This is a genomic window from Streptomyces sp. NPDC033229 (genome assembly GCF_055576875.1).
Genome location: NZ_JBVIQR010000011.1, coordinates 144,674 through 167,025, shown reverse-complemented (window position 1 = coordinate 167,025; position 22,352 = coordinate 144,674). Strand labels below are relative to the sequence as shown.

The window sequence follows — 22,352 nt, the reverse complement described above, 5'->3', positions numbered from 1 at the left end:
TGTACGCCATGACGACTTTCCCTGTACGTATGGCCCGTTGGAGTGCCGGGCACCCGTGGCGTGCGACAGCCGGCTGGTTCCTCTTCGTCGCGCTGTGTCTCGGCACCGGAATCTCGGTGGGCGGCAACGCCGCCACCAGTGAGGACTTCCGCGTCGGCGAAGCGGGCCGGGCGGAAGCCATGGCGGCCGGGGGCGGTCTGCAACAGAGGCCCGTGGAGCGGGTGCTGATCTCCGCGAAGCCCGGCGCGGGCACGCTCGACCGGGCCGCCCAGGACACCGCCGCCCAGGACACCGCCGCCCAGGACATCACCGCCCGGATGCGGAAACTCCCCGAAGTCGGCGCCGTGGCCGCGCCCGTGCGCTCGGCCGACGGCAGAGCGGTCCGGGTCGACGTGACCATGAAGGGCCCCGAGCTCGACGGCAAGAAGCACGTCGGCCCCTTGCGGGCACAGACCGCCGCGGTGCAGGCCGCACATCCCGCACTGCGCGTGGAGGAGACCGGCAGTCCCTCCATCAGCAAGGGCGTCGAGAAGCTGCGGGGAGACGATCTCTCCCGCACGGAGATCATCGCGCTGCCCGTCACCCTGATCACCCTGCTGTTCGTCTTCCGCTCCGTGGCGATGGCCACCGTGCCGCTGCTGCTGGCGCTCTCCTCGATCGCCGCCGCCATCGGCCTGTCGATGCTGGCCTCCCACGCCTTCCCCGACGCCGGCGTCGGCACCAACGTCATCCTGCTGATCGGCCTGGCCGTCGGCGTCGACTACACCCTCTTCTACCTCAAGCGCGAACGGGAGGAACGCGCCCGGGCGGGCGGCCGGCTCAACTCGCAGGCCGTGGTGGAACTCGCCGCGGCCACGTCCGGACGGGCCGTCGTGCTCTCCGGGCTCGCCGTCGCCGTCTCCAGTGCGACGCTGTACCTGGTGGACGACGTCATCTTCTCCTCGATCGCCACGGGAGCGATCGTCGTCACCCTGGTCGCCGTGGTCAGCTCGCTCACCGTCCTGCCCGCGCTGCTGGCCACGTTCGGCGAGCGGGCGGAGCGCCGCGCGCTGCGCAAGGCCGCCCGCGCGGCGGGGAGCGGGACCGCGCAGCCGAAGCAACCCCGGCAGCCGAAGGCCGGTGCCGGTCGGATCACCGGGGCCGTACTGCGCGCCACGAGCAGGCGCCCGGCCGCCACCCTGACGGTCGCTGTCCTCGCGACACTCGCCCTGGCGGCCCCGCTGCTGGACCTCAAGCTGACCGACATGGGCCGCGAGACCCACTCCCGTTCTATCCCCGCCATGCGGACGTACGACCGGCTGAACCACGCCTTCCCGGAACTGAAGTCCATGCACCAGGTCGTCGTACGCGCCGAACCCGCCCGCGCCGACGAGGTGACCGGCGCGCTGCGCGAACTCGCCCGCCGCGCCGAAGCCGATCCGGCACTCGCCGGCACGGCGGAACTGCGCACCTCACCCGACCGGCGCGTCAGCCTCCTGGAACTGCCCGTACCGCACTACGTGAGCTCCGACGCGGCGCAGACTTCCCTCGAACGCCTTCGCCGGACGTACGTACCGGCCACCGTCGGCCAGGTGACCGGCGCCCGGACCGCGGTGACCGGGGACGTCGCCCGCTATGCCGACTACCCCGAACACCAGAAGCAGAAGCTGCCGATCGTCATCGGGTCCCTGCTCCTGGTGACCTTCGCCATGACGGTGTGGGCGTTCCGCTCCGTGGTCCTCGGCCTCGTCGGCGTGGCACTCAACCTGCTCTCGGCCGCCGCCTCGCTCGGCCTGCTGGTGCTGGTCTTCCAAGGCCAGTGGGCCGAGAGCCTGCTCGACTTCACCTCCACCGGCTCGATCGGGTCGCGCGTACCGCTGTTCCTGTTCGTGATCCTCTTCGGTCTGTCGATGGACTATCAGGTGTTCGTCATCAGCCGGATCAAGGAGGCCGTGCTCCGCGGTGTGCCGACCCGGCAGGCCGTACTCGAAGGCATCGGCGGCTCGGCGAGTGTGGTGACCAGCGCCGCCTTCGTGATGGTGACGGTGTTCGCCAGCTTCGTGCCCCTGCACATCATGGAGATGAAGCAGATCGGGTTCAGCCTGGCGGTGGCCGTGCTGATCGACGCCTTCGTCATCCGCATCGTGATCCTGCCCGCACTCATGCTGCTGCTCGGCGACAGGTGCTGGTGGCCGTCGGTGAAGGGACGCGGAGCACAGAACCTTGCCCCGGCCGGCCGGACGCTCGAAATCGTAGGCTGACCAGCATGAATCAACGGCCACAGCCGAACGACCAGTTCTGGATACCGACGCTCCACCGGTGGTACACCGTCTCCTGGGTGCTCCTCGGTCTGGCGCCCTCCGTCATCGGCGTGCAGAACGATTCCGGAGCGGCGAAGTACTGGTCGCTGGCGCTGCTGGCCGTGATCTCCCTCGGCTACGGCGTCCTGTGTCTCTTCCCGGACAATCCCGTGGTGCGTCCGCACGTCCATCTGAGTGTCCTCGCCCTCGGCGTGGGGGCGATGGCCGGTCTGCCGGGCGGGGGCGCGGCGCTGTTCATCGTGTCCCTCCCGCAATTCTGGATCTTCGCCGCGAGCCCGGGATCCGCCATCGCCTACAGCGGCGCCGCCGTGGTGGCGACCGTGACCGCCCGGGCCGTTCAGCACGCGGACCTCCTCACGGGCAATGTCGCCTTCACCGTCATCGGCTACGCGGCCGGTGTGCTCGTCGGGCTGCTGGTGCACCGCATCGTGCAACAGAGCGACGAACGCACCCGCCGCCTGAACACCGAGCTGGCGAACACCCATCAGCAGCTGGTCGAGGCCCACCAGCGGCAGGGCGCCGCAGAGGAGAGGGAACGGCTCGCGCGGGACATCCACGACACGCTCGCCCAGGGCTTCGCGTCCATCATCGTGCTCGCCGAGGCGGCCCGCTCCGGTCTCGGCACCGACCCGGGGAAGAGCGCCCAGCAACTGCTCTCGATCGAGCACACCGCCCGCGAGAACCTCGCCGAGGCGCGCGTCCTGGTCGGCTCCGCCCCCCAGAGCGGCGTCGCCCCCGGCTCGGTCGCCCGCACCCTGCGCCGCACCCTGGACCGGTTCGCCGAGGACACCGGCCTCACGGTCGACGCGGAGCTGCCGGACGTCGAATGCGACCAGCAGACCCGGATCGCCCTGCTGCGCTGCACGCAGGAGTCGCTGGCCAACATACGCAAACACGCGGCCGCCTCCACGGTGGGCGTCGTCCTCGCCGACCACGGCTACGGCCTGGAACTGGAGATCACCGACGACGGCCGCGGCTTCGTCGTCGGTGACTCCCGCGGCTTCGGCCTCGACGGCATGCGCAAGCGGCTGGCCGAACTCGGCGGCGAACTCACGGTCACCAGCTCGGTCGGCGACGGCACCCGCGTTCTCGCCATGCTCCCCACGAACGGTCAGGTGTGACATGACGGCTGTGACAGCGACAGAAGGCAAGCTCCGCATCATCGTGGTGGACGACCACACGGTGATGCGCGCCGGCGTGGTCGCCCTGCTGGCCTCGGAGCCCGCCATCGACATCGTCGGCGAGGCGGGCAACGGCCGGGAGGCCGTCGAGCTCGCCCGGCGCCTCGAACCCGATGTGGCCCTGATCGACCTGCGCATGCCGGTCCTCGACGGGGTGGCCGCCACCACGGAAATCGTGGCGGGCCGGACCGGGACGCGCGTCCTGATCCTCACGACCTACGACACCGACGTCGAGATCGAGCGCGCGGTCGAGGCGGGCGCCATCGGCTACCTGCTCAAGGACACCACGCGCGAGCAACTCGTCGACGCCATCCGTTCCGCAGCCCGGGGCGAGACCGTCCTGGCCCCCCGCGTCGCGCAACGGCTCATGGCCCGAATGCGGCAACCGGTCCCGGTCGCGCTGACCTCAAGGGAACGGGACGTGCTGAACGCGGTCGCCGACGGCCTGTCCAACGCCGACATCGGCAGGCGGCTGGTCATCGCGGAAGCCACGGTGAAGACGCACCTGCTGCGTGTCTTCGCGAAGCTCGATGTGAACGACCGCACGCACGCGGTGGTCACAGCCCTCGAACGCGGCCTCCTCACCCGCCCGGAACGCGGGTAGGCGTGGGCGCGGGCATACAACGAGGAGCATGTCGACGAACCGCGGTCTCGCCGGTGGCGAGGAACTTCTGATCCACCATGTCGAACGACTCCCACATGTCGCTCATCGCGAGGAAGAACCGTGCCATGCCCGCGTGCCCACGCCAGGTTCCGCCGTAGGGGAGCGCCGCGGCTTGACGCAGTACGACATCGGACGCGAAGTAAGGGGCGAGGAGATCGAAGGGCGCCTCGCCGGGGCTGCCGGCTGCCAGGTATGTCGCCTCGGCTTCGTACATGCCGGTGAGGACAGTCATCGAGTCGGTCGTGGATGGTTTCGTCATGCTCGCCAGTGTGATCAGTGGAGCCGGACGTTACTGGCGTCCTTCGGACATCGATATGAGGGGTGATGCAGAGCCGCTCGGCCGTCCAGCGGGGGCACGACGATGGGCCGTTGAGGAGATTCCCGAACGGGCCGGACCGGGGCCTCTGCCGTTCGGCATAGTCCGTGAACAGAACCGGGGACCGCGCCGATCACCGTGACGTGAAAACCAGAACGAATGGGCATAGCCTGGGGGAATGGGTGGTGACCCCGTCACCCTGTTCCTCAGCGGTGACGTGATGCTCGGCCGCGGCGTCGACCAGATCCTTCCGCACCCCGGCGACCCTGCCCTGCGGGAGGCGTACATCAAGGACGCCCGCGCCTACGTCGAGCTGGCAGAGGCGGTGAACGGCCCGATTCCCCGCCCCGTCGACTTCCCCTGGCCGTGGGGTGACGCGCTGGCGGTAATCGAGGAAGCCGCGCCCGACGCGCGGATCCTCAACCTGGAAACCAGCGTCACGCAAAACGACGAGGTCGCACCCGGCAAAGAGGTGCACTACCGCATGCACCCCGCCAACCTGCCCTGCCTGGCCGCCGCCCGGCCCGACGTCTGCGTGCTGGCCAACAATCACGTCCTGGACTACGGCCACCGTGGGCTGGAGGAAACCCTCGATGCCCTCGCCGCCGCGGGGCTGCGCACCGCCGGGGCCGGACGCGACGCGCAGGAGGCGCGAAGGCCTGCGATCGTCCCTGTCACCGGGGGCCGACGAATCCAGGTCCACTCCTTCGGGATGGCGTCCAGCGGCGTCCCCCGGAACTGGGCCGCCACCGCAGCCCGGAGCGGCGTCCACTTCGTGGCCGGGCCGTCGGACGCCGCGGCAGCCGAGGTGGTCGCGCGGATACGGCAGTCGAAGCGCCCCGAAGACATCACCGTCGCGTCGATCCACTGGGGCTCCAACTGGGGTTACGACGTCTCACGCGACCAGATCCGCTTCGCGCACGCCCTCATCGACGGCGGCGCGGACGTCGTGCACGGGCACTCCTCACACCACCCCCGCCCGCTGGAAGTGCACCGGGGAAAACTCATCGCCTACGGCTGCGGCGACCTGGTCAACGACTACGAGGGCATCACCGGCTACGAGGCGTACCGGGACGACCTGCGGCTGCTGTATCTGGTCTCGGTCGAGCCCGGCACCGGCCGCCTCCACGAGGTGCGCATCACGCCCTTGCAGGCCTGGCGAATGCGGTTGCGGCACGCCTCGCCGGAGGACTGCCGATGGCTTCACGGCCTCTTCGAGCGGATCGGCCGTGACTTCGGTACACGCGTCGATTCCGCGCCGGACGGCACGCTGATCGTTCATCCCGCCTGAGACGCGTGCCGCAGCCGCCGCCCGCGCGCCCCGTCACTCACGTTCCGCACCGCCGCTCACCTTCCGCACCCGATGGTTGCCGAAGTCGGCGATGTACAGCTCGCCGGTGACATCGACCGCGATGCCGAGGGGCTGATCGAGCAGGGCCAGCGGAGCGGGCCCGCCGTCCCCGCCGTACCCCTTCACCCCTCCGCCTGCCACCGTGGTGATGATCCCGTCCGTGCCGACCCTCCGAACCCGCTCATTGCCGTAGTCGGTGATGTAGAGGTTGCCGGTGCCGTCGACCACCACACATTGCGGCAGGTTCAGGGCGGCCGTGACGGCAGGGCCGCCGTCACCACGGAAACCGATGGTGCCGTTGCCGGCCACGGTGGTGATGATGCCGTCCGGATTCACCTTCCGCACCCGGTGGTTGTACCGGTCCGCGATGTAGAGATTGCCGGTGCCGTCGAACGCCACGGCGTGGGGAAAGTGGAGTGAGGCGGCGGTGGCGGGCCCGCCGTCGCCGCCGAAACCGTCGGCACCGTTGCCGGCCACGGTGGTGATGATGCCGTCCGGATCCACCTTCCGCACCCGGTGGTTGTAGTCATCGGCGATGTACAGATCTCCGGCACCGTCGACCATCATGGCGTGCGGAAAGTTCAGCGAGGCGGCGGTGGCGGGGCCGCCGTCACCGCCGAATCCGGGGGTGCCGTTGCCGGCCACGGTGGTGATGATGCCGTCCGGGCCCACCTTGCGCACCCGCTGGTTGGAGCGGTCCGCGATGTACACGTTGCCCTCGCCGTCCAGCGCCACACCGGCGGGATCCTTCAGGCTCGCGGCCGTGGCGGGCCCGCCGTCACCGCCGTATCCCTTGGCACCGTCGCCGGCCACGGTGGTGATGATGCCGTCCGCGCCCACCCTTCGCACCCGGTGGTTCTGGTAATCGGCGATGTAGAGAGAACCGAGGCCGTCGAGCGCCACGCCGAAGGGGCAGTGCAGACCGGCCGCCGTGGCGGGGCCGCCGTCGCCACCGAACCCGGCGGTACCGCTGCCCGCCACCGTGGTGATGCTGCTCCCGAACGGCGCCGCTGTCGGCTCCGCGATGCCGTCCCTCGTCGCTGTCAGATCCATGAAGAACCCTTTCGCAGGCGGATCGATGGTCTGTCCGGGCTGCCCCCACGCGGGCCCCGCCGGCCTTGAAGCGCTGCACCACCTGGGTGGTCCCGTCGAGGGGAGGTTTCCGGCACGGTCCACGGCCATGCCGTTGGGGAAGTTGAGCGGGATGGCGGTGGCCTGGCTGCCGTCGCCCGCGTAACCGCCCTGCCGGCCGTTGCCCGCGACGGTGGTGATGATCCCGATCGTGGCGAAGGGAGAAGCGGCAGAGCCTCCGGACATGCGGAAGCCCCACCGGGACCGCCGTCCACCCACGCCCAGGGGCGCGAGTGGACGGCGGCGGCCGACAACGCCTCGGTCAGAGGACGCGGCCGATCAGCGGTACGGGCGCGAGGCGGCCGATGACGGCCCGGCCGTCGTTGGGCTGGGTGCCCGATGTCGCGCCCGGCAGGGCCCTGACCACGATCGTGTGGATCAGGGAGGTCTTGTCCGTGGTGCCGGTGTTCAGGTGCGGGTTGGACTGGATGACGAGCGTCCTGCCGTTGTCCTCGAGGCGGGTGTCGAGGTTCCCCGTGACGTACGGCTTGGCGTTGTAGTAGCCGTAGGAGGCGGCGCCGGTGAACTCGAAACCGGTGGGTGCGGTGAGGCGCTGTTCGATGGTGCCGGGGTTGACCGGCTGGTTGTCGAACGAGCGGAACTCCAGGTTGAACTTGGAGGTCTGGCCCGGTGCCGCCGCGGGTACCGACGCCTGCACCACGCGCAGCGCGGTCTCGTCGTGGGCCTTGCTGGTGATCTTGCCGGAGATCTGGACCGGGGAGTGCCGGCCGATGCTGGCCGAGCCGTTGTCGTACTGCCCGGGCACCGCGTTGATGCGGGCCTGGACGGGGATCGTGTAGATCACCGAGCCGCTGTCGCTGGTGGTGGTGTTGACGTGCGGGTTGGCGGTGATGATCAGGGTGCGGCCCTCGTCCTCGATCCGGTAGTCGAGACTTCCGGTGACGATGCCGTCGAGGGCCTCGTAGTACGCGTACGTGGGCTGCCCGGCGAAGATGAAGGACGTCGGGGCCGTGAAGCGCTGGACGATGGTGCCGGGGTTGACCGGCTGCCCGGCCGGTGAGGTGTAACGCATGATGAAGGTGGACCGCTGGCCCGGGGCTACGTCGGGAACGGTGTCCTGGTAGATCGTCAGCGCCGTCTCGTCCGCGACGGGGGAAGGCACGACGACCGTGACGGGCAGGGTGTACGTGTTGTCCTTGAGGTTCAGGTCCCCGCCGTACTGGATCTCCAGCGTGGACTCGTACGTGCCCGCAGGGGTGGTGTCCGGGGCGATCACCCGGAAGACGCCGTCCAGGCTGCCCTGGTACGGGATGAGTTGCTGTCCGGTGAACGTGCGGGTGAGCCGCCGTCCCGTGGTGCCGGGGCCGCCGACGAGGCCGTCGGCCAGGGTGAGCACCATGGTCACGTGCTGGCCGTCGGCCGGGTTCGGGCCGCGGCTCCTGATCCGCGCGCCGAGGTCGAACTCCTGGCCGCGCTGGACCCGGTACGGGCTGACGACCTCTCCGTACAGATCGGCGGCCGGCGGGAGCGGCGGGGTCATCTGGGCCACGCCCGTGACGCCGCGCACCCGGTGGTTGTACTGGTCGGCGATGTACAGATTGCCGGCCCGGTCCAGGGCCACCCCCACGGGGTAGTAGACGCGGGTGCCCGCTGCGGGGCCGCCGTCGTCCACGTAGCCGGCCGTTCCGTTGCCTGCGACGGTGGTGATGGTGCCGTCCGAGGTGACCTTGCGGATCCGGTGGTTGTGCTGGTCCCCGATGTACAGGCTGCCGGCCGCGTCCAGCGTCACCCCCCACGGGTAGTGGAGCCGGGTCCCGATCGCGGGCCCGCCGTCGGAGACGTATCCGGCGGTGCCGGTGCCTGCCACGGTGGTGATGATGCCGTTGGGCGTGACCTTGCGGATGCGGTGGTTGTGGCGGTCGGCGATGTACAGATTTCCTTCGCCGTCCACGGCCACCGCCACGGGGTAGTGCAGCCGGGTCGAGATCGCCGGTCCGCCGTCGGAGACGTAGCCGGCTTCGCCGTTGCCCGCGACGGTGGTGATGTTGCCGTTGGGAGTGACTTTGCGGACGCGGTGGTTGTAGTGGTCGGCGATGTACAGGTTTCCGCCGCCGTCCACGGCCACCCCGTACGGGTAGTGGAGCCTGGTGGCGATGGCGGGCCCGCCGTCGGAGACGTAGCCGGCTTCGCCGTTGCCCGCGACCGTGGTGATGATGCCGCTCGGGGTCACCTTGCGGATCCGGTGGTTGTGGGTGTCCGCGATGTAAAGATTGCCTGCGTCGTCCACCGCCACGCCACCGGGGTAGTGGAGCCGGGTGGCGACCGCGGGTCCGCCGTCGGAGATGTAACCGCCGGTGCCGTCGCCCGCGGCGGTGGTGATGATGCCGCTCGGGGTCACTTTGCGGACCCGGTGGTTGTGCTGGTCGGCGATGTAGAGGACGCCGTTCTTGTCCACCGTGACGCCGAGCGGGTGATAGACCCTGGTCAGCGCGCCCGGTCCGCCGTCGGAGATGAACCCGGCCACGCCGTTGCCCGCCACCGTGGCGATGGCGCCTTCGGTCAGGCCCGCGGGTTGCGGGCCGGTTCCGGTGCTGGGTGTGGTTGTCATGAGTTGGTGCTCCTGTCTGGTCAGAGGACGCGAGCGGTCAGTGGTACGGGTGCGAGGCGGCCGACGGTGGCCTCGCCGTCGTGGGGCTGGGTGCCCGGTGTCGCCGTGGGCGGTGCCCTGATCGCGAGGGTGTGAATGAGGGCGGTCTTGGCGCGGCTTGACGTTCGCAGGGGCGGGGCATCGGGTACGGGCCCGGAGGCCGGCGGCACGTGACCGGGCATCGCCGGGCTGCCCGGTCGCCCCCGCGGGGAGCCCGCAGCGGGAGCCGGTTGACTTCTCGCACCCGATGACGCACCCGCATCCGCGAATTCCCTTTCGGCCGCCGCGTCGAACCTCACACCCAAGCGAAGGCACTGCGTGAAATAAGATCCGGGGCGCGCGTTCGGGACGTGACCGTACATCGACTCCTCGCTCGCGGTACGGACCAATGGATTCATGAGGCTTGCCACGCAAAGGTCAATGACGGGCACGGATAGGATCTCTGTCGCCGCCGGACCAATGCGTCGGATTGAAAGCTTCCGCTTTCTTCCTCGGTGCGCGGTCGCCAGAGCGAGCGAGGGCGTAATTCTGTTCGATTCGTTTTGATTCGGAATCGGATCGTCGGCGGATGGCCTTCGGGTCGTGGTGACGACCGAGTCGATCGTGGTGTCGTCGGTCGCCGGAATCTGCTCGTCCGCCGCGGCCTGGGTGATGGCCTCACGGGCCTTCGATTCCTGGGTGGCCGGCGGGGATTTGATGGCCTTCGGCCGGGTTTGCGCGGCCGTCGAAGAGTGCTGTCGGGCGTTCGACGTCCCCATGCTCTCCGCCCCTCGTGCGTAAAAAAGCAGCCGGCATGTCGGCGGCCCGAAGGAATGGTGGCGCACAGAATCGACCGCCCTCGCTCGGCGTGCTGAAGGCCCAGCAAAGGCAGGGAGGTTGAAATGGATACCTGTCACTCATGGTGTGGAGTGCGGTCCGCCCATGAAGTTAACGGCCCGCGTACGCGGCGTGCAATGGGCTCGATACGGCGTGATTGGCCGGATCCCCACAGTGTCGGGATTTATTGGGCGGAAACCCCTTGGTGTGCCTGGCGGGTGGGGAATACGGATACCTCCTGGGTCGGCGCGAAACTGCCCTCCGGCGCCCTATGTGCGTTGTGGTGGGGTCTGGTCACCGGCCGTTTCCTGAGCAAGAGTGGTCGGACTCTCTTCCCCCCTGCGCGCAGGACGCGCTCCCTGCTGCCCGGAGGTGCCGCCGCACTATGTACACGGGATTCACCTGGCCGCTGGTCGGCGGCATGGCGGCGACCCGTGTCGGGGGAGGCGGCGCGTCCGGACGCGGCGCACTCCTGGCGGCGATCGGTGCGGCAGTGGTGCCCGTGGGCTTCGTCCTGGGACGGGAGATGCAGCGTCGCATCACCGGGAGCATCTGGATGGCTGAACCCGCCCCGGAGAAGGCCGAAGGCCTTCCTGCGGTACCCGCGCACCCACTGCCGGCTCCCGCAGTACCGGTGCGGCTGCCCTCATGGAGACGTCAGAAGTGGGAGGCCCGTCGGTGAGACGCAAGCTGTTGAAGGCCGTTGACACGATCGGCCTTGCCGTCATCGGCATGTCCGCGAGCTATCTCGCCCTCGCCATGGGGGCGGGCCTCATCGAACTGCGCCGCCAGAAAGCCGCGTTGCGCGTCCAGGGCGACACCGTGTACGGCAGCCCACATCTGGGCCGCCACGATTGCCGGCATCTGTACGCCCTCATCCCGTGTCTCAACGAGGAGTCCGTGATCGGCACGACGGTCACCGGGCTGCTCGGACCCCGTACCACGGTCGTCGTCATCGACGACGGCTCGGACGATGCCACCGGGCAGGAGGCGGAACGGGCCGGTGACGAGGCGCGGGTGGCGGGGCGGCCGGGCGAGGCGGTCGTGCTGCGTCGGGAGCTGCCGAACGCCCGACAGGGCAAGGGCGAGGCCCTCAACCACGGAATCCGGCGAATCCGGGAGAGCGTCGCGGCGCGCGGCCAGGATCCCGGCGAGGTGATCGTGTGCGTGATGGACGCGGACGGCCGCCTGTCGGACCGGGCGCTGAGCCACGTCCTGCCGCTCTTCGACGACCCCCGCGTCGGCGGCGTACAGCTCGGTGTGCGCATCCGTAACCGCCGCGGCAACTTCCTGACGTGGTTTCAGGACTACCAGTTCTGGGCGATGGCGGCGGTCACCCAGTTCGGCCGCAACCTCACGTCGACCGTCAGCCTCGGTGGCAATGGACAGTTCACCCGGCTCTCCGCCCTGGACGGCCTGGGGGACCGCCCGTGGTCGCAATCGCTGACCGAGGATCTGGACCTGGCCATCAGTCTCGCCGCGCGGGGATGGCGACTGCGCACCACCGCCCACGCCTCCGTGGACCAGCAGGGTGTGAGCGATCTGCGACGGCTCGTCCGGCAGCGGACCCGCTGGTACCAGGGCCATATGACGGCGATCCGGCGGATGGGCGAGATATGGCGGGCGCCTCGGATGCGACACCTGGCCGCCCTGGAGATGTTCTCCTACCTGCTGGTCCCCTGGGTGCTGGACCTGCCTTGGTCGATCCTCTTCCAGTACTGCCTGATCTGGTTCATCCGCAGCCCCAATGTGCTGGTGCTGCACGGTCGGCGTGTCGCCGCCGTCAACGCGACCTGGCTGAAGTGGCCGGTCAACCTCATCGCCTGGTACCTGCTCACCTTCGCGCCCGCGCTCGCCACGTCCTGGACGTATCTGCGCCGGGACAGGACCGTGGGCGTGCGGCGGGCCCTGCTGCTCGGGCACTCCTTCGTCGTCATGAACTACATGTCGTTCCTCTGCGCCTGGAGTGCCTTGTTCCGCATGATCCGCGGGCAGACGGGCTGGACCAAGACCGCCCGGGAGGCGGAGGCGGCCTGATCGTCACCCGATGGTCACGCAGGACGTCGGGGCGCTGCACGCATTCCAGCAACACGGGTGAAAGGGATTTTCCGGGCAATCTGCGAAGCTTGCCCTATGAACCATCAGCTCCGCACGCTTGCCGGGCGCTGGCCCTTCCTTGTGCCTGCCCTGGCCGCCGTCGTCCTCGCCCTGACCTGGGGGCGGTCACTGTCCGCCGGGATGGTGGCGCTGGTGAGCTGCTGTCTGGCCGGTGCGGTGCTCTCCGCGGTGCACCACGCGGAGGTGATCGCGCACCGGGTCGGCGAACCCTTCGGATCGCTGGTGCTGGCCGTCGCGGTGACCATCATCGAAGTGGCCCTCATCGTGACCCTGATGGCCGACGGCGGCGAGAAGAGCAGCTCCCTCGCCCGTGACACCGTCTTCGCCGCCGTCATGATCACTTGCAATGGCATCGTCGGCCTGTCGCTGTTGGTGGGCGCGCTCAGGCGCCGGGTGGCGGTGTTCAACGCCGAGGGCACCGGCGCCGCCTTCGGGACCGTGGCGACGCTGGCGGGGCTGAGCCTGGTCCTGCCGACCTTCACCACCAGTACCCCGGGACCGCGGTTCTCCTCGGCCCAGCTGGTCTTCGCGGCGCTCGCCGCGCTGATCCTGTACGGGCTGTTCGTGGCCACCCAGACCGTGCGGCACCGTGACTACTTCCTGCCGGTAACCGCCGAGGGTGTGGTCATCGACGCCGATGACCACGCCGATCCGCCCTCGTCCAAGGTCGCTCTCACCAGTCTCGGCCTGCTGGCCGTCGCCCTGCTTTCGGTGGTCGGTCTGGCCAAGGGGGTCTCCCCGACGATCGAGTCCGGGGTGGCCGCCGCCGGTCTGCCCGCCTCGGTCGTCGGGGTCGTCATCGCGCTGCTGGTCCTGCTCCCCGAGACGATCGCGGCCGTGCGCGCGGCCCGCCGCGACCGCGTCCAGACCAGTCTCAACCTCGGACTCGGCTCGGCCATGGCCAGCATCGGCCTGACCATTCCCGCGGTCGCGATGGCCTCGATCTGGCTGGAGGGCCCGCTGGTGCTCGGCCTGGGCGCGACCCACATGGTGCTGCTGGCCCTGACGGTGGTCGTCGGCACCCTCACGGTGATCCCGGGCCGCGCGACGCCGCTCCAGGGCGGCGTGCACCTCTCCCTGCTGGCGGCTTACCTCGTGCTCGCGGTCAGCCCCTGACCCGCCGTATCGGCGCCGCACGGCCCCCGCCTGCCCCGCCGGTGGACTCATCCCTCCGGCAGGGCGAAGACCATGAGGATCACCATCACCGGTGGCAGCAGCGCGCACCACGCGACGATCCTGCGTGCCGTCGAGAACCGCATGCGACGTGGCAGAAGCCAGGAGGTCAGAAGCAGCGCGGGCGTGCCGAACACGGTCGCGTAGAGGCATCCGATGATGCCCGCGAGGGCCTGATCGAGGGCAGCGGAACAGTGGTCCGGGCCGCAACTGTCCGTGGCCATCGGGGAGAGCCCGCCGAAGATCATGGCCACGGGGATGAGGAACAGCGCCAGTCCCGTGGCCCAGCCGGGTGCCACCCAGGCGGTCTCGTCGCGGTCGGCGGGCCCTCGGGGTGAGGTGTCGCGTGCGTCCGCGGCGGCGTCCGCGGCGTTGGCGGTGGCCCACGCCCGCCGCAGTTCGCGGTCCGCGACCGTCTCTTGATCGTTCATACGGGCAGTGAACCCTCCGGCCCCGGCGACGCGCTTCGGGACGGGTACTCAGAAGGCATCGGTACACCTACTCAGTACCCGAGACGCCCGCGGCCCTGTGGTGCCCGGGGAAGCCGGATCCGCTCGGGCAGCGGCACGTGCCGCGGATCTCCTCCCGAGTGCCCAGCATTGGGCAGCGTCCCGCCCCGCACACAGCCACTCTGGGGTCACCTGCCCGGACTTCCGGCCGGACCCTGGAGGGACCATGAACCACCTCGGCATGAGGACACCTCGCACCACGGACCCCGACCCCTCTTCGTGCTCCTTGGCATCCCGCTCCGCGGACGAGGTCGCGGTCGAGCGTCTGCGCGTACTGGCGGGTGACGCCTTCGCGGAGTTGCAGCGCGGTGATGCCAAGGCGGCGGCGGTCTGCGGCACGGCCGGGGCCGGTCTGGGAGCGGTGATCGCGGCGGTGTCCGCAGCGGCGCACGCCCTGCCCCTGGGGGCCGTGACCGGTCTGTGGTGTGCGGGCGCGTGCTTCGTCCTCTCGGTCGGACAGTGCCTCTCCGCCGTGCGTCCGTCGCTCCGGGCCGGGAACCGGCGACGACCGGCCTGCTACCTGGACTGCGCGGAGACCACCACCGACGAGCTGCTGGCCGTGGTAGCCGGCCTCACCACCGCCGACCTGGCCCGGGCCGAAAGCCGCCGCGTCACGGAGCTGTCCTTCCTCGCTCAGGCCAAGTTCAGGATGCTGCGCCGGGCCACCCTGCTGTCGCAGCTGGCCTTGACGGCGGCAAGTCTCGGCGCCCTGACCGCGTTCGTCGACGCGGTCGCCGAACGGTGAACGGGTTGAATATGCTCTACCCCTGACGGCCTGTCGAGGCTGCGGGCGGCCCGCACCTCCCCTCTCCTCAACCGGGGGTGCCTTGTACCAGTCCCATCGGGCGTTGCTCGGCGACCGCTTGTGGAACGCCCTGCTGCGCCTCGCCCCGGAGCGGCCCCGGGAGCCCCGCAGCTTGCTGCTGCGCCAGGACGCTCCCGCCACCCACGTCCTCGTGCTGTGCTCAGGATCCGTCGCCGTCACCCGGCGGGACGGGCGGGGCCAACGTACGCTGCTCGCCGTGCGCGGAGCCGGCGAACTGCTCGGCGAGCTCTCCTTGCTCGACGGCGGAGTCCGCAGCGCCACCGTCATGGCGGCCGGCCCCTGCCGGGTGCACACCGTGCCCGCACCCGACTTCGAAGCCTTCGTCAGCGAGCACCGACTGATGCACGCGCTGACGCGGCACGCGGTGGGCCGTATCAGGGAGAGCGAAGAGATCCGCCAGGAACTGGCGACCGCCCCCGCTCCCGCCCGGCTCGCCGCGGCTCTGCTCCGCCTGGCCGAGGCCTCGGGACAGCCGACTGTCCTGCCCGTGCACATCGGGCTGACCCAGGAGGAGCTCGCCCAGCTCATCGGCACCTCACGCAATTCCGTGGTGCATTCGCTCTCACCCTGGCGCGCCGAGGGATGGATCCGCGCCGCGCCGGGCGGTGGGCTCGTCCTCGAGCATCTCGACGGATTGAGGCGCGTCGTCGGTCCCCGGTGAGGTGCCCCGCGGCACGATGAGACACAGGCCATGCGCGCCGTGCCCAGTTCTGGGCAGCGGGGGCTTCGCGGGGCGCGCATCATCGTCCCGAACACTTCCTCAACGCTCCCTCCGACAGAAGGACGTGCGCACATGGATGCCCAACAGCCCGATGACGTCCGTGACATACCGGACTACCAAGCCCTGGTCGTGATCGACATGAAGGGGTACAGCAAGGTTCCCTCCCACCGCATGCCCGCCATGCGGGGCGACCTCGACCGCATGCTCGCCACCGCCTTCGCGGAGAGTGGCCTCGGACGGGAATGGGAAGAGCGCGCGTACTGGAGCGACACCGGTGACGGCTGCATCCTGGCCCTGCCGGTCCGCCGGATGTGGCGGCTTGTGGACCCCCTGCCCGAGATACTCGACGGCGTGCTCGCCCGCCACGACCGGGAACGCCTCGCGTCGACTCCGGAGATCCGGGTGCGCATGAGCGTTCACGTAGGCCCGCTTCCCGACAGCTACCGGGGCGATCCCATCAACGACGCGTGCCGGCTGATCGACAGTGACGCGGCCCGTGACGCGGTGGACAAGGCGCGGGCACTGGGTTCGTACGTCGCGTTGGTGATCTCCGAAGCGGTGTTCCAGGCCGTCGTGCGTCCTCGGCGCACGACACGGCTCACCGAGCACGACTTCCTGCCCACACGGGCCGAGGTGAAGAACAAGTACTCCGAGACCGCGTGGGTCCACGTCCCCCGGCGGAGCCCGGCCGATCTCGGTGCCCCGACCGCAAGCGGATCCGAGCGGGCCGCTGAGGCGGCGCCGTCTCCCGAGGCGCCGGGTGCGTCGCCGGTGCCGGCCGCTCCCAGGTTCGCCATCGAAACCGTAGGCAACATCATCGATACGCCCCAGGGGGACCTGTCATTCACGCAGGACTTCAGGCCGTCCGGCCGATGAGCGACCGGCACCCCGAACGTCGTCCTGAGGAGGACATGTGAACGAGCCCGTACCCGGCCGGCCGGTATCCGACGAGGCAGCCCCGAACCCGCCCGTGGACCACACCCATGCCCCTGATCCGCAGGCCACGGCCCAGGGGCCCGACCGGGAGCTGCCCGCGGATCCGGTCCGACCGGAGGACAGCCCGAGTCGGGAACTGCCCATGCCCCGAGCACAGCCGTACGTGCCGATCGCCACGCTCACGCTCCCCGGCCGCACACCGTCGATCGATACCGTCGGCAACCTCATCGTCGGTGCCACCGGACCCATCAACGTCAGCCAGACGTATGAGGTACGCACCGCCGACCTGCTGGAGACCGTCCTCGTCTCCCGTGAACACGTCCTCTCCGATGCCTCCTACGTCGAGGCGGAGGTGTGGCGGGAAGTGCGACGACGCGCGGCCGGGGCGCTCGACGAAACCTCCGTCGTGTTCCTCGTCGCCCCGCGCCGGCACGGCGCCACCACGTTCTCCCTGCGCCTGCTCGCCGAAGCGACCGAAAAGACCGTGGCCCTGCAGGTGGTCGAGCCCAGCTGGGACCGTCCGCTGGTCAGCAAGCTTCCCGTCCAGCCCGACTCGGCCTATCTGCTCGACTTCCAGGACCCGGAACGGGACAGGATCGACAGGTCCTTCCTGACCGGTCTCGAACAGCACGCCCGGAACCTCGGCGGCATCGGCTCCCGTCTCGTCATCACCATCACCCCGGAACTCTGGTCCCACGTCGCGGGCCAAGTGCCCGCCGGGCCGGCCGTGGTACGGCTGAGCAGCCACCCGAAAGCCGACCAGGTGGCGCGGGCGCACCTGCTTGCCCGCGGGCACACGAGCCTGACGCACTACCTGGACGATCCGACGGTGCGGGACGGCATCGAGGACTGGACACCCGCCCGCGCGGTGTGGCTGGTCGACGAGATGATCGACCTGGCACAGGAACACGCCCGTGCCGCCGCCGAAGAGGGAGCCACCCTCGCGGACCACGAGGGCCGCCTTCGCTCGGCGATCCGGGAACTGGCCCAGGGCTGGGCGACGATCCTCGGCAGCCGTTTCGCGGACAGTACGAGGCCGGGGGTGCGGGCCCTCGCGACGCCGCACGGCAATGTGGCGCCGCTCGATGTCGACGACCGTTGTCTGTCCCTCGCCCTGGCTGTTCGTGGCTCCGGCCCGGTCACCAGGATCCAGGCCGACGCCGAGCGCCTGGCGGGCATTCTGGCGGGCGCGGCCGTGTCGGGTGCGCCGAAGAACGGCGAACGGAAGGGGCCCGTCGATCTGACGCATGTCCTCGGCGGTGTCGGACTGCGCACCCGTTTTGAGAACGTCGGCGCCGATGTGCGCTTCGGAGAGGCGCAGTTCACCTCGCCGACCTACGGGGACGCCCTCCTGACGCACATATGGGACCAGTACCACCCGCTGCACGAGCGGCTCATCGGGTGGATGGTGTCCTGCGGGGAGGAGGACAGCCGTGCCGCCGGTGACGATCCGGCCGTACGGGCCATTCTGGGAGTGCTCACCTACCATCAGGACGACTCGCAGCTCGCGGAGGTCCGTAAGCAGGCCGCTGCCCTGGGGAAGACACAGCTGGCGACCGCCGTGATGGCCGGGGCGGCGCGCGATGAGCACTTGGGCCGCCGCGCCCGTCAGTTGCTGTACACCTGGGCGGGACAGAAGGACGCGAACACGCAGCGGCTGGTCGTCGCCGTCTGTCGTGAACTGCTCGACGACCAGCCGGTCCCCGCGCTGACCCGGCTGCGCAGGGTGGCAGACAACCGCGCCGATGAGCACGTCACCGCCGATGTCCTGCGCACGTTCAAGGAGGTGGCGAACGCACCCCGGCTGACGGGCTGGTTCGCCGAATCCGTCACCGCCTGGCAGCACCAGGCCGGGAGCGGGGGCTCACGCGCCGTGAACCTCGGAACGCTCGCCCTCATGTCCGTGGATGCGGGGAACCGCCCGTGGCTCCTGACCGGGGCCGCACCCGAGCTGGACGTCACCGCCGCGCTGCGTGAGCTGTTCGCGGACCTGGACGAGAACGCGGAGGTGATCGACGAGCTCACCCGTTGGCTGCGAGCCGACGGAGGCACGATGCACGACCAGGTGCTCGCACTCTTCCAGGACGCCGTCTCCGACCGGGTCGGATTCAGGGCGCTGGCACGGCTGATCAACGAGTTGGGCAAGGTCCGCAGGCCGGACGGCAGCGACCCCGGCACGCAGTTGCGGGACATCCTCGGGGACGACCCCGACCTCGGAGAGCTCCCCCTGAGGACGTACCCCGCGTGACGTTCCGATTCCGCCGCCGACGCCCACCCGTGTACACCGAGCACACCTTCGCCGAGCCCAGGTCCCTGCGCAGCGGCACTCCGGGCATCTGCTTCACGGCGACGTTCTCCGCCAGGTGGGTGCTGGGCGGCACCGGGCATCACACCCCGGAAGCCGTGGTGATCACCGAACTCGTACGGCTGGCCACTTCGATCACCGGGAACTGGGAGGCCACGGACGTCCGCGGCGCCGAGGACGCGCTCAACGCGGTGCTCGGCCACCCCGTCCCGATCCCGGGGACGGCGGACTCGGAGCTTTCCGCGCGCGCCCGGCTGACACTGTCGGCGCGGGCGCGCGCGGACGCCGAGCAGTACCACGGGGACAGAGCCAGGGTGGCCCGCCTGCGCTACCTCAAGGAACACCTCTACAGCGATCCGGAAATGGTTCTCCTGGACCATCTGGAACGGCACCCCCAGGACCTCAGGACCGCGGACATCAAGGACTTCCAACGTCTGTCGCGCAGCCTGCGGGTGGGGGGCCAGTGGTGGTACCCCTTGCTCGACTGCCTCGAGACGCTCTCCGTCGAGCTCCCCGACCGGCACGGCGACCGGCTCGCGATGAAGCTGCTGCTGAGGGCGTTCAAGGACACCCTTCCCGAGCTCATCGACCGGTACCAGCTGCGGGAGGTGGTCGACCAGTTGCTGGACGAGCCGGAAGGAGGCAGCCCATAGGGGCCCGGCACAGGTTTTGACGTCTCCCCGGATCGGAATTCAGTTTTCCGCATTTCTTGATCAGGTCGGATGAGTGAAGATCAATATCCAATTGATCTATCGGCGGCGACACTTGAAGAAAATGCAGATGCTTTTCAGATCTTGACTAGTGCTGCGAGTGAACCCATGATGGGCACGCGCAGAGGCACCAGGAGTCCCAAGCGGGTGCTTGAGTCCCTCGCGGCATGGAGTCGCGAGGTTTATGACGGGGAACGTCCTATTTTGCATTCGCATGCGACGCTGCATGGCGCACCGAACGCTGAAAAATGATCAGCTCCCCTTCATATCTCTTGGCGTCCGGAGGAAATGGAGGGTCAATGCCGGTGCAACCGACCTATCCCGGCGTCTACATCGAAGAACTTCCCAGCAGCGTCCGTACCATCACGGCGGTCAGCACCTCCGTGGCCGCGTTCCTCGGGCACACCCGCCGGGGCCCGGTCAACCGGCCGGTGACCATCACCAGCTTCGCGGACTACGAGCGCCGGTTCGGCGGTCTCGCCTCGGACAGCGCGGTCAGCTATGCCGTCCAGCAGTTCTTCCTCAACGGGGGATCGGTCGCGGTCGTCGTGCGGGTGGGCGCCGCGGGGACCGGTAAATCCGCCGGGGTGACGCTGACGTCGAGCGAGACCGAGGCGGCGGCCGACGCGCTGGGGCTGACCGCCAAGGAGCCGGGCGCATGGGGCTCCGGGCTGCGCGTCGCGATCGACTACGACACGCCGAAGCCGAAAGAGACGTTCAACCTGCACGTTTTCGACAGTGCGGGCGGATCACGGGAATCCTTCACCGGAATCTCCATGGATCCGGCCCACCCCCGTTACGTGAAAGCCCTGGTGGATTCCGCTTCTTCCCTGGTCCAGGTGACTTTGGCCCGGGGCGGTCGCCCCGACCCCGTGGGTACGGTGTCCAAGCCGTTCGGGGAACGGATTCCGGATTTGACCTCGGCGATCGACGTGAAAATCGGCGCGGTCAAGCACACATTCAAGATCTACGATCCGCAGGCCGACGGCGACTCGCCACCGAAATCCGTGCCGCAACTCGCCCTCCTGCTGGAACGCAAACTGCGGGCCCTTCCCGACGCCCCGGGCAAGCGGGCCTTCGCGGGTACCCGGGTCACCGCGTTCGGGCAGCGGCTCCAGGTCGTGGCGGGCTCCCTCGACAAGGACGACGTGGTCCATTTCAGCGGTGACGCCGCGGGACCGCTCGGTCTCGAGGACTTCGCCCGGCCGCCCGCCTTCGTCCTCGACGGCGGTCAGGACGCGAGCCCGCCGGGACCGACCGACCTGATCGGCAGCGAGGCCGGCAAGACCGGTATCAACGCCCTGCGCGAGGTCCAGGACGTCAACCTCCTGATCCTGCCCGAAGTGGCCGGCTACACCAACGTCGATGACGCCGCGACCGTCCTGTCCGCCGCCGTGGCCCTGTGCCAGGAGAAGCGGATGTTCCTGGTGGCCGACGCGCCCGCCGCGTGGCGGAGCATCGACGCCGCACGGGCCGGCCTGCCCATGTTCGAGTCCGTGCCCGGCCCGCACGCGGCCCTGTACTTCCCGCATCTCGAGATGGTCGACCTGGTCACCGGGCGGCTGCGGGCCTTCCCGCCGTCGGGCGCCGTCGCCGGGGTCATGGCCCGCACGGACAGCGAGCGCGGGGTGTGGAAGGCACCGGCCGGAACCGAAGCCCGGCTGGCCGGGGTACGGGCGCTCACCGTCCCGATGACCGACCGGGAGAACGGGCTGCTCAACCCCGTGGCGCTCAACTGCCTCCGCTCCTTCCCCGTCGTCGGCCCGGTGATCTGGGGTGCACGGACCCTGGCGGGGGCGGACGTCCTCGCCTCCCAGTGGAAGTACGTACCGGTCAGGCGGCTGGCGTTGATGCTCGAGGAGAGCCTGTACCGCGGCACCAAGTGGGTCGTCTTCGAGCCCAACGACGAACGCCTGTGGTCGCAGATACGGCTCAACATCGGCGCGTTCCTGCACACGCTCTTCCAGCAGGGGGCGTTCCAGGGCACGGCCGCGCGCGAGGCGTACTTCGTCAAGTGCGACAAGGACACCACCACGCAGGACGACATCAACCGCGGCGTGGTGAACGTCGTGGTCGGGTTCGCTCCGCTCAAGCCCGCGGAGTTCGTGATCGTCAAGATCGAGCAGATGGCCGGACAGATCGAGGTATAGGAGCTCCATGGCCGAGTTCACGGTCAACGCGCAGCGGTTCGACCCGTATAAGAACTTCAAGTTCCTGGTCGTCTGGGACGGGCGCGTCGTCGCAGGCGTCAGCAAGATCAGTCCACTCAAGCGCACCACCGAGGTGGTCAAGCACCGCAACGGAGGCGACGCCAGCTCTCCGCGCAAATCACCGGGGCGCACCGAGTTCGAAGCCGTCACGCTGGAACGCGGCGTCACCCACGACACCGAGTTCGACCGCTGGGCGAACAAGGTGTGGATGGTCGGCGCGGGCCGCGGCTCCGAGGTGTCACTGGCCGACTTCCGCAAGGACATCGTCATCCAGGTGCTCAACGAGGCAGGTCAGGTCGCGGTCTCCCACAAGCTCTACCGCGCCTGGATCAGCGAGTACCAGATCGTCGGTGAACTGGACGCGAACGCCAACGCGGTCGCCATCCAGAGCCTCAAGCTCGAATGCGAGGGCTGGGAGCGGGACTACGAGGTCCCCGAGCCGGAAGAGCCCTCGTACCAGCAGCCGGCCTAGGCCGG

Annotated in this window: 19 protein-coding genes; 15 read left to right on the top strand and 4 right to left on the bottom strand. The window is 69.6% G+C overall.

Annotated elements, in window-relative coordinates:
- Positions 1 to 8: 8 nt before the first annotated feature.
- The 3 genes from ACZ53N_RS13100 to ACZ53N_RS13090 are packed head-to-tail and all read left to right on the top strand — an operon-like array spanning position 9 to position 4,085.
- Positions 9 to 2,240, top strand: a complete 2,232-nt coding sequence (locus ACZ53N_RS13100; protein WP_469140950.1) for an MMPL family transporter — start codon at positions 9 to 11, stop codon at positions 2,238 to 2,240.
- A gap of 5 nt (positions 2,241 to 2,245) precedes the next feature.
- The gene (locus ACZ53N_RS13095) at positions 2,246 to 3,421 is read left to right on the top strand and encodes a sensor histidine kinase (RefSeq protein ID WP_469140949.1); all 1,176 of its coding nucleotides are present in this window, start codon (positions 2,246 to 2,248) and stop codon (positions 3,419 to 3,421) included.
- Between the two features lies 1 nt (position 3,422).
- Entirely contained in the window at positions 3,423 to 4,085 is a 663-nt protein-coding gene (locus ACZ53N_RS13090) for a response regulator (protein ID WP_469140948.1), read from the top strand.
- On the opposite strand, the gene ACZ53N_RS13085 is transcribed toward ACZ53N_RS13090, so the two are convergent.
- Positions 4,063 to 4,404 carry a nuclear transport factor 2 family protein gene (locus ACZ53N_RS13085; RefSeq protein ID WP_469140947.1) on the bottom strand — a complete coding sequence of 114 codons (342 nt, stop codon included), beginning with the start codon at positions 4,402 to 4,404 and terminating at the stop codon, positions 4,063 to 4,065. The two genes, ACZ53N_RS13090 and ACZ53N_RS13085, sit on opposite strands and share 23 nt — an antisense overlap.
- Before the next feature lie 235 nt (positions 4,405 to 4,639).
- On the opposite strand from ACZ53N_RS13085, the gene ACZ53N_RS13080 reads away from it, so the two are divergent.
- Positions 4,640 to 5,752 (top strand): CapA family protein, encoded by a 1,113-nt coding sequence (locus ACZ53N_RS13080; RefSeq protein ID WP_469140946.1) that lies wholly within the window; start codon positions 4,640 to 4,642, stop codon positions 5,750 to 5,752.
- A 33-nt stretch (positions 5,753 to 5,785) separates the two neighbouring features.
- Here the strand turns inward: ACZ53N_RS13080 and ACZ53N_RS13075 are convergent, their stop codons facing one another.
- Together ACZ53N_RS13075 and ACZ53N_RS13070 are read right to left on the bottom strand one after the other, a co-directional pair.
- The gene (locus ACZ53N_RS13075; protein ID WP_469140945.1) at positions 5,786 to 7,129 is read right to left on the bottom strand and encodes an NHL repeat-containing protein; all 1,344 of its coding nucleotides are present in this window, start codon (positions 7,127 to 7,129) and stop codon (positions 5,786 to 5,788) included.
- A gap of 76 nt (positions 7,130 to 7,205) precedes the next feature.
- Positions 7,206 to 9,512 (bottom strand): NHL repeat-containing protein, encoded by a 2,307-nt coding sequence (locus ACZ53N_RS13070; RefSeq protein WP_469140944.1) that lies wholly within the window; start codon positions 9,510 to 9,512, stop codon positions 7,206 to 7,208.
- 621 nt (positions 9,513 to 10,133) lie between these two features.
- Between ACZ53N_RS13070 and ACZ53N_RS13065 the strand changes: the two genes are divergently transcribed.
- From ACZ53N_RS13065 to ACZ53N_RS13055, 3 genes are all read left to right on the top strand, one after another.
- Positions 10,134 to 10,331, top strand: coding sequence for a hypothetical protein (locus ACZ53N_RS13065; RefSeq protein ID WP_469140943.1), 198 nt, complete (start codon positions 10,134 to 10,136; stop codon positions 10,329 to 10,331).
- A 714-nt stretch (positions 10,332 to 11,045) separates the two neighbouring features.
- Positions 11,046 to 12,404, top strand: coding sequence for a glycosyltransferase (locus ACZ53N_RS13060; protein ID WP_469140942.1), 1,359 nt, complete (start codon positions 11,046 to 11,048; stop codon positions 12,402 to 12,404).
- Positions 12,405 to 12,500: 96 nt separating this feature from the next.
- Positions 12,501 to 13,601, top strand: a complete 1,101-nt coding sequence (locus ACZ53N_RS13055) for a calcium:cation antiporter (RefSeq protein WP_469140941.1) — start codon at positions 12,501 to 12,503, stop codon at positions 13,599 to 13,601.
- A gap of 47 nt (positions 13,602 to 13,648) precedes the next feature.
- Here the strand turns inward: ACZ53N_RS13055 and ACZ53N_RS13050 are convergent, their stop codons facing one another.
- Positions 13,649 to 14,089: a hypothetical protein gene (locus ACZ53N_RS13050; protein WP_469140940.1), complete on the bottom strand. Its 441-nt coding sequence runs from the start codon at positions 14,087 to 14,089 to the stop codon at positions 13,649 to 13,651.
- A gap of 259 nt (positions 14,090 to 14,348) precedes the next feature.
- Here ACZ53N_RS13050 and ACZ53N_RS13045 point away from each other — a divergent pair, with 259 nt between their 5' ends.
- The 8 genes from ACZ53N_RS13045 (at position 14,349) to ACZ53N_RS13010 (ending at position 22,347) form a co-directional block, all read left to right on the top strand.
- A complete protein-coding gene (locus ACZ53N_RS13045; protein WP_469140939.1) occupies positions 14,349 to 14,912 on the top strand; it encodes a Pycsar system effector family protein in 564 nt (187 codons plus the stop codon).
- Between the two features lie 82 nt (positions 14,913 to 14,994).
- A complete protein-coding gene (locus ACZ53N_RS13040) occupies positions 14,995 to 15,654 on the top strand; it encodes a Crp/Fnr family transcriptional regulator (RefSeq protein ID WP_469140938.1) in 660 nt (219 codons plus the stop codon).
- Positions 15,655 to 15,786: 132 nt separating this feature from the next.
- Positions 15,787 to 16,590: a hypothetical protein gene (locus ACZ53N_RS13035; RefSeq protein ID WP_469140937.1), complete on the top strand. Its 804-nt coding sequence runs from the start codon at positions 15,787 to 15,789 to the stop codon at positions 16,588 to 16,590.
- 37 nt (positions 16,591 to 16,627) lie between these two features.
- On the top strand, positions 16,628 to 18,898 hold the full coding sequence (locus ACZ53N_RS13030) for a hypothetical protein (RefSeq protein ID WP_469140936.1): 2,271 nt from the start codon (positions 16,628 to 16,630) through the stop codon (positions 18,896 to 18,898).
- Positions 18,895 to 19,608 carry a hypothetical protein gene (locus ACZ53N_RS13025; RefSeq protein ID WP_469140935.1) on the top strand — a complete coding sequence of 238 codons (714 nt, stop codon included), beginning with the start codon at positions 18,895 to 18,897 and terminating at the stop codon, positions 19,606 to 19,608. Before ACZ53N_RS13030 ends, ACZ53N_RS13025 begins: the two co-directional genes overlap by 4 nt.
- Before the next feature lie 69 nt (positions 19,609 to 19,677).
- The gene (locus ACZ53N_RS13020; RefSeq protein ID WP_469140934.1) at positions 19,678 to 19,917 is read left to right on the top strand and encodes a hypothetical protein; all 240 of its coding nucleotides are present in this window, start codon (positions 19,678 to 19,680) and stop codon (positions 19,915 to 19,917) included.
- Between the two features lie 47 nt (positions 19,918 to 19,964).
- Positions 19,965 to 21,815, top strand: a complete 1,851-nt coding sequence (locus ACZ53N_RS13015; RefSeq protein WP_469140933.1) for a phage tail sheath C-terminal domain-containing protein — start codon at positions 19,965 to 19,967, stop codon at positions 21,813 to 21,815.
- Positions 21,816 to 21,822: 7 nt separating this feature from the next.
- Positions 21,823 to 22,347, top strand: coding sequence for a phage tail protein (locus ACZ53N_RS13010; protein ID WP_087924793.1), 525 nt, complete (start codon positions 21,823 to 21,825; stop codon positions 22,345 to 22,347).
- Positions 22,348 to 22,352: the final 5 nt, after the last annotated feature.